8 protein-coding genes are annotated in these 18,172 nt (G+C 34.8%); 1 reads left to right on the top strand and 7 read right to left on the bottom strand.

The genetic code is table 11. The features are described 5' to 3' along the window. Window positions 1-1,810: GEVED domain-containing protein (locus IAI56_RS13240; protein WP_187658327.1), on the top strand; the 1,810-nt coding region annotated here is incomplete at its 5' end. 70 nt (window positions 1,811-1,880) lie between these two features. On the opposite strand, the gene IAI56_RS13235 is transcribed toward IAI56_RS13240, so the two are convergent. From IAI56_RS13235 to IAI56_RS13205, 7 genes are all read right to left on the bottom strand, one after another. Beyond that, window positions 1,881-2,960, bottom strand: coding sequence for a T9SS type A sorting domain-containing protein (locus tag IAI56_RS13235; protein ID WP_187658326.1), 1,080 nt, complete (start codon window positions 2,958-2,960; stop codon window positions 1,881-1,883). A 2-nt stretch (window positions 2,961-2,962) separates the two neighbouring features. After that, the gene (locus IAI56_RS13230; protein ID WP_187658325.1) at window positions 2,963-4,045 is read right to left on the bottom strand and encodes a T9SS type A sorting domain-containing protein; all 1,083 of its coding nucleotides are present in this window, start codon (window positions 4,043-4,045) and stop codon (window positions 2,963-2,965) included. Beyond that, on the bottom strand, window positions 4,042-7,878 hold the full coding sequence (locus tag IAI56_RS13225; RefSeq protein WP_187658324.1) for a T9SS type A sorting domain-containing protein: 3,837 nt from the start codon (window positions 7,876-7,878) through the stop codon (window positions 4,042-4,044). Before IAI56_RS13225 ends, IAI56_RS13230 begins: the two co-directional genes overlap by 4 nt. Window positions 7,879-8,109: 231 nt before the next feature. Continuing rightward, window positions 8,110-8,763 carry a hypothetical protein gene (locus tag IAI56_RS13220; protein WP_187658323.1) on the bottom strand — a complete coding sequence of 218 codons (654 nt, stop codon included), beginning with the start codon at window positions 8,761-8,763 and terminating at the stop codon, window positions 8,110-8,112. Between the two features lie 522 nt (window positions 8,764-9,285). Next, window positions 9,286-11,151, bottom strand: a complete 1,866-nt coding sequence (locus IAI56_RS13215; RefSeq protein ID WP_187658322.1) for an OmpA family protein — start codon at window positions 11,149-11,151, stop codon at window positions 9,286-9,288. Between the two features lie 18 nt (window positions 11,152-11,169). Continuing rightward, window positions 11,170-12,093, bottom strand: coding sequence for a PorP/SprF family type IX secretion system membrane protein (locus IAI56_RS13210; protein WP_187658321.1), 924 nt, complete (start codon window positions 12,091-12,093; stop codon window positions 11,170-11,172). Window positions 12,094-12,126: 33 nt separating this feature from the next. After that, window positions 12,127-18,172, bottom strand: a 6,046-nt coding sequence (locus tag IAI56_RS13205; protein ID WP_187658320.1) for a choice-of-anchor J domain-containing protein, incomplete at its 5' end; no start/stop codon positions are given.

Below are 18,172 nucleotides of genomic sequence, written 5' to 3'. Positions count from 1 at the left end.
AGCTAGCGCTACCAAAACGTCAGGTCCAACTTTTAGATCATACAACTCTTCAACTTCTCCAGTTAGATATTTCCCTAACATGTCTAGAGTATTAGCAGGTGCAACCACTACTCAAGGAACAGAGATTGTAGTAGAAGCTCTTCCATCGGTAGCTAGAACCATGAATTTTAGATTAACCGTTCGCGACAACAAATTAGGTGGCGCAGCTAATAAATCTGACGATATGGTAGTAACAGTTAATGGAACCGCTGGTCCATTCTCAGTTACAGCGCCAAATACTGCCGTGTCTTATGTAGGCGGCAGCTCTCAAACCATCACTTGGAACGTAGCAGGAACAACAGCTAATGGTGTTAACTGTGCTAACGTTGATATTCTTATTTCAACGGATGGCGGAACTACTTGGTCAACCCTTTTAGCAGCAACACCTAACGATGGCTCTCAAGCAGTAACGATTCCTAATACCGCTGGAACAACAAATAGAATTATGGTAAAAGGAACAAACCACATCTTCTTTGATGTTTCAAACGCTAACTTTACTATTACTTCTGGCTCAACAGATACTGTAGCGCCTACAGCACCTACTTTGAGCGCATCAGGAACAACCCAAACCAGCACTAACCTTTCTTGGACTGGTGCTACTGATAACGTAGCGGTAACAGGGTACGATGTTTACAGAAACGGAGCTTTATTAGGTTCAACAGCTGCTACAACTTTTGCAGTAACTGGTCTTACAGCTTCAACTACTTATTCCTTTACAGTTAGAGCAAAAGACGCTGCAGGAAACACCTCTGTTGATAGCAACACCGTTAGTGTAACTACAACTGCACCAGTTGCAGATACCACAGCGCCAACTGCACCAACTTTAACAGCTAGCGGTACAACAACCACTGCTACTAACCTTTCTTGGTCTGGCGCAACAGATAACGTGGCAGTAACAGGGTACGATGTTTACAGAAACGGAACTTTACTAGGTTCAACTACTACCACAACCTATGCTGTAACAGGCTTAACAGCTTCAACTACCTATACTTTCAATGTTAGAGCAAAAGATGCTGCGGGTAACATTTCTGTAAATAGTAATACTGTTAGTGTAACCACTTTAGCTACGCCAACCGTTACTTACTGTGCTTCAAAAGGAAACAGCACTGCCGACGAGTACATCAATAGAGTACAACTTGGTACTATCAATAACCTATCAGGTAACAACTCAGGGTATGGAAACTTCACAGCCATTTCAACTAATCTTGTTCGTGGAACTAGCAATACTATAACCATTACACCAGCTTGGACAGGTTCAGCGTTTAGCGAAGCTTACAGAGTTTGGATTGACTACAACCAAGACGGTGATTTTGCAGATAGTGGCGAACAAGTATTCAACAGAAACAGAACAACAGCTACACCTATCTCAGGCAGCTTTACCGTTCCAGCATCAGCACTAGTAGGACAAACTAGAATGAGAGTTTCTATGAAATACAATGCTTCCCCTACATCTTGTGAAACATTCTCTTATGGCGAAGTAGAAGACTATACAGTAAACATTGTTACATCAGCTCGTGTTGACGAAGAAGAAATCGCTGCATCAAAACTAGATTTCAATCTATACCCTAACCCTGTAAAAGGAGATATCCTTAACGTTGCCAACCTTAACCAAGCAGCAACCTATAAGATATTCAACATCATGGGGCAACAAGTAAGCCAAGGTAAAATAACCGAAAACAACATACAAGTAAGTGAATTAAAATCGGGTGCCTATTTAATTGAAATCACTTCAGACAATCAAACCGTAACAAAACGTTTTATTAAACAATAATAAAACCACTTTTATACAAAAAGCAAAAACCCATTTCAATAGAAATGGGTTTTTTTATATCCTCAAATACCTACCGCTTCAAAACCCTTTTAACAACCACACCACCATCAACACCTGCCATCTTTATAAAATAAACCCCAGCCGATAAACCACTCAAATCAACGCTTAGCTCACCATCAACACAGTCAAAAGGCTTCACCACCTCTTGACCCAATCCATTTACAACCCAAGCTCTACTTATCTTTCCAGCTCCACTGCTAAAATATACTTTACCACTACTCGGGTTAGGATATACTACAAACGATTCGTTGTTAAATTCGTTAACTCCCAGAGGACAACTCGAGTCTATGGTCACGTTTTGAGTAACCTCACAACCTGACAAAAAACTTTGCAAAGACTGAACTTCATTATCATCTGCACATATATAATTTAAACTAGGAAGATTGTTCCAGCATTGATTATACAATGTTCCTGCTCCAAATAAGTTAGTTATACCATTTTTTATAATAATTGAATTTAAATTTGGATTATTTCTGCAACCCAAATCAAAAAATTGTGGATTAGCTCCAAAATCTAAAACACTCAACAGGTTGTTTCCACAATAAACACGCTGTAATGCAGGATTGTTAGAAAAATCAATCGAGGAAATTTGATTTCCTTCACATAACAGCATTTTTAATTGAGTTTGCTCACTAATGTCTAAACTGTTAAGTTGATTGTTTTGACATGATATTTCTTCTAATTGTGTTAAACCTGAAAGGTCCAGCGAGGCTAGTTGATTATTTCTGCATTGAAGTATTTTAAGTGACGTTAGTTGCGAAATATTTATTGATGTTAGATTACTATGAAATGCGCAATCTAAACGTTCTAGATTGATAAAATATTCAATCCCTGTTAAATTGCTTATATTGTTACCAGTTATAAATAACTTTACAACACTTTCAGCTTCTGAAATTTCTATTTCACCATTGCCGTTAGCGTCTATTACACCAGAGACACAGTTATCCATCGAGCTTCCAATACAAGCATTGCCATTAGAAACATTAGCGGCTAATAACCTTGCTTTAAAATTGGGATCAGGAAAATCTATTATTTGTGAATAACAAATAAAAGTGTTTATAAAAAATAACAGGAAACTTATATTTTTCAAACTTATTTTTTTACCAGTTTTTTGTTTATAATTGAGTCCCCAATTTTAACGCGAAGCAAATAAATTCCAGCAGGATAATTTTCAAGATTTATTTCGGTTGTACTTAAGTTGTTTGAACTCTCTTTCTCTACTATTAATTTGCCTAATACATCATAAACGGAATAAGTAATTTTTTCAGAAAGAGTTTCGTTAAAAGTTAATTGAAATATACCATTACCTGGATTGGGATGTACTACAAACGATTCGTGATTAAACTCTTTAACTCCCAAAGGACAATCTGAATCTATGATAATGGATTGTGTTACTCCACAACCTGTTAAAAAACTTTGTAGAGCAGGGATTTCATTGTCATCAGCACAGATATAGTTCAAATTGGGAAGATTGTTCCAACATTCGTTGTAATATGTTCCGGTGCCAAATACATGTGTCGTCCCATTTTTTATTTTTATGGTGGTTAAGTTTGGATTATTCCTGCAACCCAAGTCAAAAAACGCAGGATTATTGCTAAAATCTAAACTTGATATTAAATTTCCTCCACAGTAAACACGTTCTAATAATGGATTATTTGAAAAATCTAAAGAACTGATGTAGTTGTTTGAAATTATCAGTATTTCTAATTCTGGTTGATGGCTAATATTTAATAATGTAAGTAAATTATTGCTACAACTTAAATTTTTTAATTGTGTCAGGTTAGATAAATCTAATGAAGTAATTTGGTTGTTTCTACATTGAAGCCAATTTAATGATGTTAATGATGATAAATTTATTGTTGTTAAATTGTTAAAAATACATTCTAAACGTTTCAAATTAGTAAAATATTCAATTCCTGTTAAATCACTGATATTACTACTTGATAAAAAGAGTATGACAACAGCTTCTGCTTCTGAAGTTTCAATTTCGCCATTATTGTTAGTATCTATTACACCAGGTATACAATCATTCATTGAACTTCCAATACAGGCGTAGCCATTTAAAGTATTTGCCGCTAATAATCTTGCTTTAAAATTGGAGTCAGGGAAATTTATTATTTGTGAATAACAAACAACAGTACTAATTAAAACTAATGGTAAAATTATCTTTTTCATGTTTTTATTAGTTTTTTCTTTATCAAAGTATTACCTGTTTTAATATGAAGTAGATACATACCTTGAGGATAATTTTGCAAATTTACAAAAGAACTTTTAACTCCCTTTTTTATCAAGTTTTTAAACAATTGTTTCCCTACGATATCATATACTTCATAGTTTAAATCTTCAGGAATTTCATTCTCAAAAATCAATTCAAACTCTCCATTACTTGGATTTGGAGCTATTACAAGCATATTTATATCATACTTACCTGTTTGATTACCCATTCTACTGCCAAAATAACATGGATTGCCGGGAATAGGTGCCATGGTAGGGTCACACTGGTAAATCACAACATAACCAGTACTGCAATTGTTTGGAAAATCGTTATCACAAATCAAATACTCTAATTCATAAACACCTATCGGAGCATCTGTATTTATGAGAATTTCTCCTGTAGAAGTATTTATCGAATAATAACCATTGCTTGGTGATATTTGAGTAATTGCCACATCATTAATAAGTACAGGTATAGGATCAAAACAATCCCATTTAATATCATTGCTTAAAATATTAATACTTGTTATTGTACTACTACCGTTATTCAAAAATGTCATGGTATCAGGAACTGTTAGTAAAGTATTACTAACTGTAATTTCACATATTATATCTTCAGATTCATATCCACTAGTTGTCGAAACTATTTTGTAAACAAACGAAAAATGATCGATCAGATTACCCTGAAAATTTAGTGTTGGATTAATTGAAAAAGTGCCATCTGGGTTGATGGTCGGAGTTATATTTGATAGTGGGCTGTTTTGTAATTGGATTATAGCATTTGTTGAGTTTGCATCTATTCCTGCTACAGTTCCTAAATCAAAAAGCGATGAAAATACAGCAAAACTGCTTGTACTATCATATCCTGATGGATTAAAACAAAATTGAAAATGTAACTTCCCTGGATGTGTAACATAATTGTTAGCTTTAGTTATTATAACACTTGATAAATTACTAACTCCACAACTTGTAGTAATAGTGTAGAAAAAAGTATATACTCCATCAGGAGTATCAGGATCTATTGTAAATGTTCCATCTAAATTAATTGTAATACCCCCACTAGTAAAAACAGGCAAAGGATTTTCAAGCGATATACTATATTCAACTATATCAGGTACAGTACTAATAGTATTTCCATTAAAAGTGTCATTCATCAAAACAGATGGTGTAATCAAACTGCTTCCAGAAAATATTGTAAAAGCATCATTATTGGTAACAAATGAATCAGTTGGTAAAATATAAACAGGAAAACTTATCAAACTTGAACATTGCCCTGAATCTGGAGTGAAAGAATAAGTATTACTAACAAATGTATCTATTGCAGGAGGATTCCATACACCCGTAATTCCATTAGCTGAGATATTTGTTAGTACTGGAGCAACACCGTTTTCACATAAAGTTAAATTAGACAAATAATCAAAATCAGTAACTATACCACTGGAAACTACCGTAATATCATCTGATATTGTAATTAGGTCACCTATATCATTTGTAAAGGAGTAATTAATAATATAAGTTCCTGACACCACTGATGCTGCGTTAAATGAATAAATTCCTGAATTAAAACCAACACCTATTCCTGTAAATTCACCATTGGAAGGAGTAATTGACAAATAATCAGATAAATTTATAATATTAGCCGTATTACAAATCGTGTCAGGCAAATCTAACACTATGTTATCAACAGCAACTAAACGAACATTGTCCAAATAATAATATGAGCTTCCAAGATTTGACGGTTGACCGTTGTAGTTAGAATAAGGACAGTTTGGCATATAAGTTGGTGAATTGGCTTGAGATATTTGATTTTGAATAGTTCCTAAATAAATGTATTCTTCACCTCCACTTGCAGTGAAATCAAAAACAAGAGTCTCCCATCCATCTGTAATTGTTGAAGTAACATTACTACTAAACAACATTTGAGGGTTATTAATTGGTAATAACGGGTTAGGGGTTAACTGGGTAGTAGATAAATATGCCTGCAATGATTTACTAGAAGAAGAAACTCCCTCTGCTAATGACACATTGAAACTCAATTGATAGTTGACTCCTGATACAAGAGGAGATGATAATTTTGTAAACAAAATTTCACCCCCAACATGATTTCCATATATCCCAGCGTAAGCGTTACCTTGATTATTATTACAACTTTGAACACCAAAAAAATTACAAGGTATAGATACACTAAAAGTAGGAGCGGCAATATGATAATAATCAGGCGTTGCTCCCAATATTGGATACCATCCACAGGCTTTTATTATTTGACCTAAATCATTTGGCAGTGAATTAAATTGCTCAAAATTACCATTTGTAATTAAATTATAATCACCTGTTGCGCAGTTAGTTTGTGTAAAATCTATCATACCTACATTTAAAGTTTCTACTATATTAAAACTTTGAGAATTGATTTGAGGCAAATAAGACGAACTAGCTGTTAGAAAGAAATCTGATCCTATAATAAAAGGGTTTAAATTATTAATATTAAATATAGCAACTCCTTCAATTGCTGTAACATTAACGGGTGGAAACAAAAATTCTGCTGATGTTAGATTTATTGAACTAGTAAAATCTAAATCAAGATTTTCTAAACTATCAACTGCTGAAACTTCTGGAGATGGATTCATTTTTATACTTGTTCCTCCAAAAATACTATCAGGTGGCTGCTGACTAAACTCCAATTTACTCGCTATAACCTCAATTCTATTAATATCACCAGTAATTGAAGAACTAGCTCCACCAGCATTTGCTATTGAAAATTTCGAACCTGTTGAACTAGCTGTTGCCGAAGATACTGTAAATTGTACCTGTTCATTATCAGTCACTACTTCATTAAAAGTAACCCTTAAATTAATTGCCAATTGGTCATTATCGGCAGCTATTATATTGGTTAATCCCGTAAAAGTAATCGTTGAAGCTCCGTTTACAGGAACGGTAACACCACGTGGCGAATTACCAACAAACAAACGTGCTGATCGAATGTTAGTGCTATTTGTGACATTAAAAGTAATTTCAGTTAATTCAGTAACTAAGCTATCATTGTCATTCAATGAAACACCACCGTCACGCAAATAAAACCCCATTACACCAACACTGTTAGTTGTACTTGTTATAACATCCGCTTGATAGTTTAAATAATTTATATTTGTATTACTACTAGTAGAAGAACTTGGGTTAAAAACAATATCACTTGATGAACTTGGAGTATCAATTGGTGTTCCGTTTGCAGTTAACAAAACATCATCAATACGTATAGCTTTATTTCCTGTTTTTACAAATCGTATTTTAAGACCGTTAATACGTGCTTCAAGTGGTAGTGTTAAAACTTTTGACAAATACCATTTTGCTGAAGCACTGGCAGATTCGTTAAATAAATCGGTTTCACTATTAGCCAATACTACCCATGCACTACCATTCCAATAATCAACAGAAAATAAAGCATGTGAAGTAGAACTTTCTTTTCTATAACCAAATTGTAACGACAAAGAAGTATAACTTGAAGCGTTAATTCCTTCAATTGAAAAACCATAAGCTCCTACTGTTGAAGAAAAGAAGATATTTCCTCCACTAGACGCTCCACTATAACCAGTTGACGCATTTGTTATTCTTACATCAGCAGAATTACTTTGTTCTCCATTTGAGTAACTTAACGAAGTAGTATTCTCAAAAACATTACCAGTTATATTTGTAGTTGATGTTGGACTACCCATGTTTTCTTGAAATAGAGTTTGTGACCAAGAACAATGAAAACAAGTTAAAATAAATAAGATTTGATAAAATGTACTTTTTGAAATCATAAAATAAGGTTTAAACTTGGTTAGAAAATGATAATAGACAAAAAAAATAAACTTTTTAACCCACTAAAGTTAATAAATATTTACTTGCCACTAAGTTCCAACCTTTTTTTAAACTACATCTACGTAGAAATACGTATTTTTGAAGTGCTATTTTCTTACAACAACCCCACAAAAAAAGGGTTCGCTTTCGCAAAACCCTTAAAAAATAGTAACTTAAACTATTCCCCTACTTTAATCTTTCACAGCACGCATACGCTTCACCACCTTCGACATAACATACTCATCCTCATAAACCGTATCCTTAAAAACCAGCTTCCCTTTACTACAAATAGTCCTAATCATTTTCAACAAAGCATCATATTGTGTAATATTCGCATCCGTCAGCTCCTTTCTACTATTCATAATAGCGTTCTGCGTAGTATTTTTAGTCGTCATACTCACCTTGTAGTTGTCCAATACTGTGGCAAAACCAGGTGCCATGCCGTGCTCTTCCAATGCCGCTTCATGCGCAAGTACAAACTGCTTAACACCTTCTATTTTCAACAAAGCACCTTCAATATTACCATTGTGTAAGTCAAACTTCAAAGGCTCAATAACCTTAGCATTCAAACCAGCATCACCAATATACGATTTCAAAAAATTCAAATCACTATTCAATTCATCGGCTTCCTCATATAAGCTTGCCGTAACACCTTTTTGTTCCTCCGTCAAAACCAAACTACTCTCCAGCGTTTTAATCAAAGCCAATTGACTTTCAAAACCAGTCCTAAAACCAGTATCCAGCTTCGGAAATCGGTTTTCAATAACAGAAAAATCACGAGTATAACTCGTCTTAACAAAATCACCCAATGGAGCAATTTCCTCAATTTTTACATAAGAATTCATAACTAAAACATTTAACGATTAAAAAAAAGCTTTAGCAACATCTTGCTAATGTTTAAATTACAAATCCAATGCCAAAAAAACGAAAAATACTACATTAACAAATCTTTAACCAAAACCAATAAACCCAACAGCAAACAAAAAACAAAAAAACTTCGAGAGACTTCGTGAAATCCTTTGTGAAACTCTGTGAAACCAAAAAACATCAGCTAAATAAAACAACACAACAGCTAAATAAAGCTGTCCAACACCTTAACGAAGCATCCCAATAGCTAAATAAAACATCCCCTCAGCCAAATGAAGCATCCCATTAGCTAAATAAAGTATCCCCGTGGCTAAATAAAGTATCCCATCAGCTAAATAGAACATCCCCATAGCTAAATAAAGCATCCCATCGGCTAAATGAAGTTTCCCGTTGGCTAAATAGAGCATCCCATCACAAAAACAAAAATATCCATCAACCCCATAAAAAAACAAATCCCCTAAACCTTGCGGTCTAGGGGATTTAATATCCTTCGATAAATACTATTTAACAATCAAGAACTCTGAACGACGGTTTTGAGCATGTTGCTCCTCAGTACAGTCTTTACCACAGTCAACCTTAGGCTCCAACTCTCCCATTCCTTTACCAGAAATTCTGCTAGCACTAATCCCTTTCGAAATAATATACTGAACAGTAGATTTCGCTCTTCTTTCAGATAAGTTAATATTATATCGATCAGTACCTCTATTATCCGTGTGCGATTTAGCCAAGATAACTAGCTTATCATTATTCTTCATCACTTGAACTAGTTTGTCTAACTCAAACGCTCCTTCTTGCGTAATATTACTCTTGTCATATTCAAAGAAGATTGGTTTCAATACAATCTCATCTGGAGTAACAATTACGTCAATTGGTTGCAAGGCAGCATCAACCTTAGTCGATGGACCTTTACTTTTAACAACCGCAAAAGTATTCCCTTCATATCCATCTTTCGACACTTGAACAACATAAGGCTTGTCACACTCAACTCGGTATTTAATCTCACCATTAGCGCTTGTAGTTTCAGTAGCAATTACATTTTTCTTATCGTCCAAGATAGCCACTTTAGCACCGCTCAATACAGCACCCGTTTTAGCATCCGTTACTATAGTAATTACATCCACTCCACATACTGGAATAGCTCCAAAAATGTCATCGTTCCCATTTCTATTACTAGCAAAGAAACCTACATTCTTTTTACCATTAAAAGAGAAAGAGAAATCGTCCTTTTCAGAGTTAACAGGTGTACCCATATTAGTAGCTTCACCTTTAGTCAAATCAATTTCAAAAACATCCAATCCTCCTAAACCTGGTCTTCCAGCAGAAGCAAAATAAAGCGTCTTATTATCATCAGCTATAAAAGGAAAACTTTCATTCCCTTCAGTATTCACTTTTGAACCAAGGTTCTCTGGTGTACCAAAGCTACCATCTTCTTTAACAGCAACCTTCCATATATCCGTTCCACCTAAACCATTTGGCATATTAGAAGAAAAATACAACGTTTTACCATCTCTACTTAAACTAGGATTAGCACAAGAAAACTCTTTGGAGTTAAATGGCAATGCAGTAATATTACCCCATGTATCTCCAGTCTTAGTAGCTTTAAATAAATAAACTTGACTAAACTTCGCTTTCAATTCCTTTACCTTCTCAGACTCTTTTTCTTTAAAACTTTCACTCGAAAAATAAGCAGTATTCCCATCAGCACTAATAGTGATAGGTCCATCATGCCATTTAGAGTTCAAATTAGTTACTGGAGAAGAATTAGTTATCGTTGCATCCTCATTGTAGTCTGCTTTATAAATATCCAAATACGGTTCATCAGTCCAACCATAGGTTTTTCTAGCACCATTTCTAGCACTAGTAAAATAAAAAGCATTATCATACAATACCGGTCCAAATTCCGACTTGTCTGAGCTTACCTCAAGAGAATTTACGTTATAAGCTTTTGCTTTACTTAAAATTCTCGGAACATAATTTGGATTTTCTTTAAAAGACTTGGTTCTTGAATCACTTGGAGACATGCTTGCAAACTTTTGCATCTGTTTGTTAGCCTCTTCATACTTACCATTAGCCTTCAACATCTGTGCATAACGGTAGTAAGTCTCTGCATCTTGATTAGTCTCAACGGCTTTAGCATACCATTTAGCAGCTTCAGCAGTATTAAATACATTATAATAAGAATCAGCTAATTGTTTATAAACATATCCATCAGATTTGCCATTTTCAACTAGTTTTAAATACTCTTTTGCAGCATCAACATATTCAAACTTCTTGTATAAATTGTCTGCATTCTTAGTATCTTTATTTTGAGCTGTTACTGTTAACGTTCCAACCGCAAAACTTAATGCTATATATAAATTTTTCATTTGTTATTAATTTATGGGTTAGAAATATCTTGGTGAACGAGATACTTTTTTCGAAGTAGCAATGTCAAACAACAACATAAACTCGTGTGATGATGGAGTTACAACATTCAAATCAGATACAATATGATCATAAGCATATCCTATTCTTAAATTTGGTGTAATTGCAAAGTTTACCATCGCTCCAAATGAGTCTTGTAATCTATAAGTACCACCTAGTTCTAACTTATCATTAATTAAAAAGTTAGCCGATAAATCTACAGAAGTCGGCGCATTCATTGAAGATTTAATCATAGTAAATGGTTTAAACTTCAAGTTAGGGTTTAAATCAAATACATAACCTCCAGTTAAGAAATAATGGATAACCTCTGTTCCATATTGTCTTCCGTCAAAATCCAAATACTTTGACTTTAACATATTAGGCACAGAAAACGCTACATAATACTTATCAGTATAATAGAATACCCCTGAACCAATATTCAAAAAGGAATTATTAGGGTTTCCAGCACTAAATGGATCTTGTGCAACAGGTTGTGGTAATGTTTGAAATATATAATTGAAATCTATTTTATGCATTGTCAAACCAGCTTTCAATCCGAAAGCTAGTTTGTGTTCTCCTCCTAAACCTAGAGTATAAGAGAAGTCTGCATATAAGTTAGTTTCTTCTACTGGACCAATTCTATCATTGATTGCAGAAAACCCTAATCCAACATTTCTACCCACTGGACTGTGTAAAAAGAAAGTTCCTGTTGTTGGAGCATCTTCTATTTCTATCCACTGTTTTCTATATAATAATCCACCCGATATAGTTTCTTTTGAACCTGCATAAGCTGGATTCATTACACTCATGTTGTACATATACTGAGTGTAATGAGGATCTTGTTGCGCACTAACCTCCGATAGGAAAACTAGTGATAAAAATGCAATGAAATATAGTTTCTTCATCTTGTCTTGTTTTATTTTAATTCTTCTATCTGGTTATTGTTCTCTAGTAATGTATATCCAACCGGTGTTAGTCTCACCATTATTACGCTCTATAACATAATAATAAGTACCATCTGGTAATTCATCACCACTGTTAGACTGACCAATCCATTGATTAGTGTAATCTTTTCTGTTGTATACCTTCATACCATATCGGTTAAATATCTGCAACTCTTTAACATCTAATCCTGTTAACTCAAAGTTGTCATTAAATCCATCGCCATTAGCTGAAATACCTTTTTGGATTTCACAAGCAATGTTAGTAACAATAACCTCTACTTCACTAGAACATCCATTAGAAGTAACTGTAACTGTAAACGTATCAACTTTGGTAGCTGTTACCGTTTGTGTAGTTCCTACTACGTTTCCAAGACTATCTTCCCATGAATAAGTTACTGCCGCTGGATCAAATGAACCTTCAACTGGACTAGCTGTTAATATAAAACTAGAACCTTGACATTCACCCGTAGCAACCACATTAAATGGAGCATTAATCACAAATTGGGCAGTATGATCATCACCAACTAAACATGTAGCAGGATTAGACAAAATCTCATATTTAATAGTATAACTTCCAGCATCAGAATTATCAACATTAATCTCACCTGTTGTAGTATTGATATCCAACACTGCAGTAGTAGGATTTGCTACATAACTAAACTGTCCACCAGCTGTAAACCCAGGAGTTGGCGATACAAATCCAGCATCAGGACAAACTGGCGAAGTATAGCTAAACTGAACCACTGGTACAACCGCAGGATTGATAACAACCGTTACAGTAGCAGAGGTATTAGATACTTGACAGTTAGCAGCAACTGCATCAACTGTATAATAAATATCATAAGTTCCTGGCTCAGATGCACCATTCAACGAAATAACTCCTGTTGAAGAAATCACTAAACCTGTAGAAGGTGATACAACAAACTGACCAGTAGTTGTAAATCCAGCATCCAATGTTGGGTTCAATGAATCAACCTGATTTTCACAAACAGTTAATGTAGTATATCCAAAACCTACAACTGGTGTAATCACAGCATTAATAGTAATATCAAAGGTATGAGTTGCTGCAGCTTGACAGATAGATAAATCCTCAGCTACAGTGTAAACCACTCTATGAACACCTGCTGTAGAAAGTGCTAAATCAATCACTCCTGTTGTTCCATTGATAACCAATCCTGTCGAGAATGTTGTATCCTCAGAATAAGTACCTCCAGAAGTAAATGTAGTTCCATCTACTGAAGAAGGTGTTGGATTAGTTGTTGCATTTTTACAAACTGGTGTTGCATATGTAAATCTAGCATCAGATGTAGATAATGGTACTTCATTAATAACAACTTCTAGTAGTTCAGAAAAACATCCTGTAACCATATCTTGAACAGTTATTGTATGAGTTCCTGGAGCTAATCCTGCAAAAATAGTATTTGAAGTATAAGCACCACCATCTAAACTATATTGGTAACTTGAACCACCAACAGGTGTATAAGTATATTGACCAACATTAGTGTAATCTTCTGGATCAAGAGCCGTCCAATCCGCTGCATCCCAAGTTGTTTTTGGAACAGTAGCAGTTGGAATTCTTCTGTATGTATATCCATTTTGATTATTAGGCGTGTAAACAACACCATCAGTTCTTCCCCATAAATCAACGTCAACTTCTGCTAAAGTAGTTAATTTAATGTAATCATTATTGTTAACTCCAGAACAAGTAGTATCAAATACCACATCTGGTGTTACTCCAGGAATTCCTGTACTTGTACTTACTTTGATAACATATGTTGAGTTATTAGCTATCGTTCCCGATAATTGTAAGTCACAACTTTCAGTTAAATTATTACCATTTGAACCATATGTGTATACCATTATTTTATAATTATCTAATGATTTTGGTGCACCGGTAGCATTGTATAATTCGATGTAAGTCAATGAACCAGCTTCTGCATCTGTTACTTCAGATATAAACAAATCACTTGGTAGAGTACCAATAGTTCCAGTTGGAGAAGTAACTTCAATGGTACCCGTTTGAACTGCACAAGTTGGTTGTGTTACAACAACTCCAGCATTAGGAACAGTATTGATAGTAACTGTAAAACTATCTTCACCTATACATCCATTATCATTAGCATACAAATAGAATGTTTGAGTACTAGTTATAGTAGCTGGCGTAGTAATTTGTGTTCCTAAACCACCAGCTTGAGTAAAGTAGTTTCCTAAAGTTGGTGTTTCTAATGTATAAGTATTACAAACTGCTAAACTTTCTGGAGCCGTTACAACTAATCCACCAAATGTAATAGTAAATACATCTTGGTCACTACAAGTTGCATTTGAAGCATACACATATAAAGTAACTGGAGTAGCTGATGCAGGTATAATATCACCTGCAGTATAAGCTGTACCTGTACCATTTGGACCTGAGAAATAATTTCCATTAGTTAAAACTGGTAATGGGTAATCAGCACATACTCCTAAATCATCAATCTCATCTACAACAACCTCAGGATTTATAGTTAATGAGAATGATTTTTCATCTGTACAACCATTATTATTAGCATAGATATAAATAGTTTGAGTACCTATTTGAGTAATCGGCACAGATACATCTAATAATGTTCCACCACCATTTGGTTCAGTGTAATAATTACCAACAGTGATAGCTGGTAAAGTATAACTTCCACATACCACTTGGTTTCCTGGTGAAACTACTTCTGGAGTAGCTTTTATTTCCATAGTCCATGTTGCACCAGCTGGTGGAGGACAAGGAGCATTTGACGTTAAATTATACGATATAGTATAAATTCCAGGTGCACTTAAACTTGGCGTAATTGTTCCATTTTCTGTATTAATAAACAAACCTCCATTCGGTGATACTGAAAATGTTCCACCAGTAGCACCTGTAATAGTAACAGGTATAGTTGCTGTTTGATTATCACAAACTTCAGTAACATTATACTCAATAGTAGCCGAAACTGGTTCCGTAATTCTTATAAAATCGAATTGTGGTTGAACATTAGGACACTGAGTTGAAGTAGGAAGTGTGTTTGTTATTTGATAATAACCTGGTGCACTGGCTTGTAAGTCAACTTCACCAGTTGTATTATCAACAAAAACTAATCCTGCTGGGAATGAAGTAAAAGTTCCAGCTACAGAGTTAGGTTCAATAGTTACTACTGGATTAGCAGTTGATGCGTTTTTACAGTACTCATCAGCATCATATTCAAAATTTGCATCATTACAACAAAAAGTTGTTCCAGCACCTGGAGCTCCAGCATTCGTTTGTGTCAAAGAGATAAAACCTGGTTGATTCTCAAAATTGGTTATTAGAATAATATAAAATTGACCCGCTTGTGCATTTGCAATATTTAAAGTTTCAAACGCTTCAATAGAGTAACTACAACCTGTAGTTAAAGTTACTGGTACACCAATTCCTGGATCTAGATAATCTCCATTAGCTAAAACTATATTAGAACAAGCAACATCTTGTGATGTAAATGGACCCCAAGCAGCATAATCAACATCTAAGTCTAAATCATCTAAGTCAGGGCTATTCAAAAGTTCTAACGTGGAAGCTTGTTTCAATATATAATTGATTGGTCCCGAAGTCAATACCTGAATAGTAAAGAAAGTTGGATTTGGAGCTGTAAACAAACACCCAATATCATTAATAGCTATATCTTCTACTCCTGTTGTATTTGCATAAGTAATATTACATACTGTAGAAGCAGTTGCACAAGTTGATGGTGTAGAAATACACATATCAAATGAAATAGTCTGAGGCGTATTGGCTGTGGAATAAACTCTAACATAGTATAAATCTCCAACAACTAAACCATTAAATACGTCTGATAATTCATCTGGGTCACCACAAGTAACTTGCGTTAAAGCACCACAACTACCTGAGTAAAGTGCAAAATTTAAATCATTATTATCTCCTTCAACATTTTGTAAAGAGAAATTTAAGAAAGGATTTGTTGCAATAAATTGGAACCAAACGTCGTCATCTGGAGTTCCAACACAAGGAGCAGCTATTGCAGGTGCACCAACTGATGCAGTTGCTCCAGTTACAACACCAGAAACAAGGTTATCACAATCTGCACCAGAATTTACTGGTACAAAAATAGCATCAACACATTCATCATTAGCCGGTTTAGTACTAAAAGTAAACCCTAACGACCAAGAACTTCTATCGGTATCTGAACATATTGCTCTAACAAAATAAACAAATTCAGTACTTGATTCTAAACCAGTGAATGGTGCTGGATTAATATTTACAATATTAGCTGGATTAACCGGTAAACTTGGAAGTGGTTCTGGAGAACCAGCCGGTAGAATTAAAACTTCCCATTCAGTAGCCTCTGGAGCATTATTATCAGTCCATCCAAGATAAGCTGAAGTCGCTGTAGTATTTAAAACCTCCAATGCTGACGGTTCAATACATGTAGGGATAGTTTCAACAATAACTTTATCAATATAAAGTCTCCATCCATCTGGTCCACCTTGTGGAACATGGAAACCAATTGTTACTGTTCCAGTAACACCAGTTAATTCAACAATATTTTCAACATATGTAATATTACTGTATGTTGCTAATGGAACAATGGTTTGAGTAAAATCTGCTGGAGCTGTACTTCCATTTGGAGATAACATAACTCTAAATGCATCTGGCTCACCAGCTGATTGAACTCTATATCTGTATCGTAATCTTTGGTTACCATTCAATCCTTCTATTTGAGGTGTAATTAACCAATCATTATTATTTCCATTGTTAAAATCAGTAGTAATAGCAGCTACTTGATTTCCTTCATATGGATTGATATTGTAATTCAAATTCCAAGTATCACCATCATTATTCAAGTTCAAGACTGTCCAACATGCCTCAGAAGTTGAGTCACTATTAAACCCTTCTTGAAAAGGTATCGGGAATGGAACACATAAAGTTCTTATATTTTCAACTCCAGACCAAGCACTTGAATCTGTGTCTGAACATACCGCTCTAACATAAATATCATAACATGTATTTGGATCTAATTCTGTAATAGGAAACGAAGTTGCAGTGACATTATCAATAAAACCAGTTGCATTTGCAGCAGGTTCTGGCGAACCACATGGTAAAGCTAATATCTGCCATGCTGTTGCAACCGACCCATTTGGATTAGGAAGTTGTGTCCATGCCAATGTTACTCCTGACGAAGTAATTGCAGAAGTTACTAATGATGTTGGTTTTTTACAAGTTGGAGCTGGTGCACAAGTTACATTAGCAACCCAACCATCTCTAGTTCCGAAACCATCACTTCTAAAGTTAAACGTCAAACAACCATCAGCACTAGATGATGTAAATGGTCCAGGAATTGTGGTTCCCCAAAATGCTCCAGGTTGTGTCATTGGTCCAAAGCCAACTCCATTCGCACTAGAAATTTGTGGAGCTGCAACTGAGTTTCCATCATAAACATAAATTCCATCCCAAGTAGCTTCTGTATTAAATGAAGTAAATGTAACCGTTACTAATTCACCAGCTGGTGGACAAATAGTTACAGTAGAGTTTACGTTATTTGCATATTGTCCATTAGCTCCACCTGGATCAGTATAAGTTCCTCCACATTCTGGTGGCGCAACTTGTGTGGTAAATGTTGTTGGTCCAGTCCAAGGGCTTAAATCATTTCCTGCACAAACTGCTCTAATGTACACATCATAACATGTTGTAGGAGTTAAATTATTTGGAAAAGTGTAACTGTTGGTTGTTGGATTAATATCAACAAAACCTGTTGATGTGGCATTTGGAGCTGGAGAACCACATGGCAAAGCAAGTACTTGCCAAGCTGTTTCTGAACCTCCATTTGTCCATTGAATAGTTGCAGAATTATGCAAAACTGTATTCGATGTTAGATCTGTTGGTTCTGGACATGTTGGTAAATCTTCTACAATAACATTGTCTATATACAATCTCCATCCATCTGGTCCACCTTGTGGCACATGCCATCCAATATTTACTGGACCAGAGTATGCTGATAGATTTACTATTCTTTCTACATAAGTGATATTACTATAT

The organism is Flavobacterium macrobrachii (genome assembly GCF_014486675.1).
GTDB classification, from domain to species: domain Bacteria; phylum Bacteroidota; class Bacteroidia; order Flavobacteriales; family Flavobacteriaceae; genus Flavobacterium; species Flavobacterium macrobrachii.
This window is presented reverse-complemented; position numbering and strand designations above follow the sequence as displayed.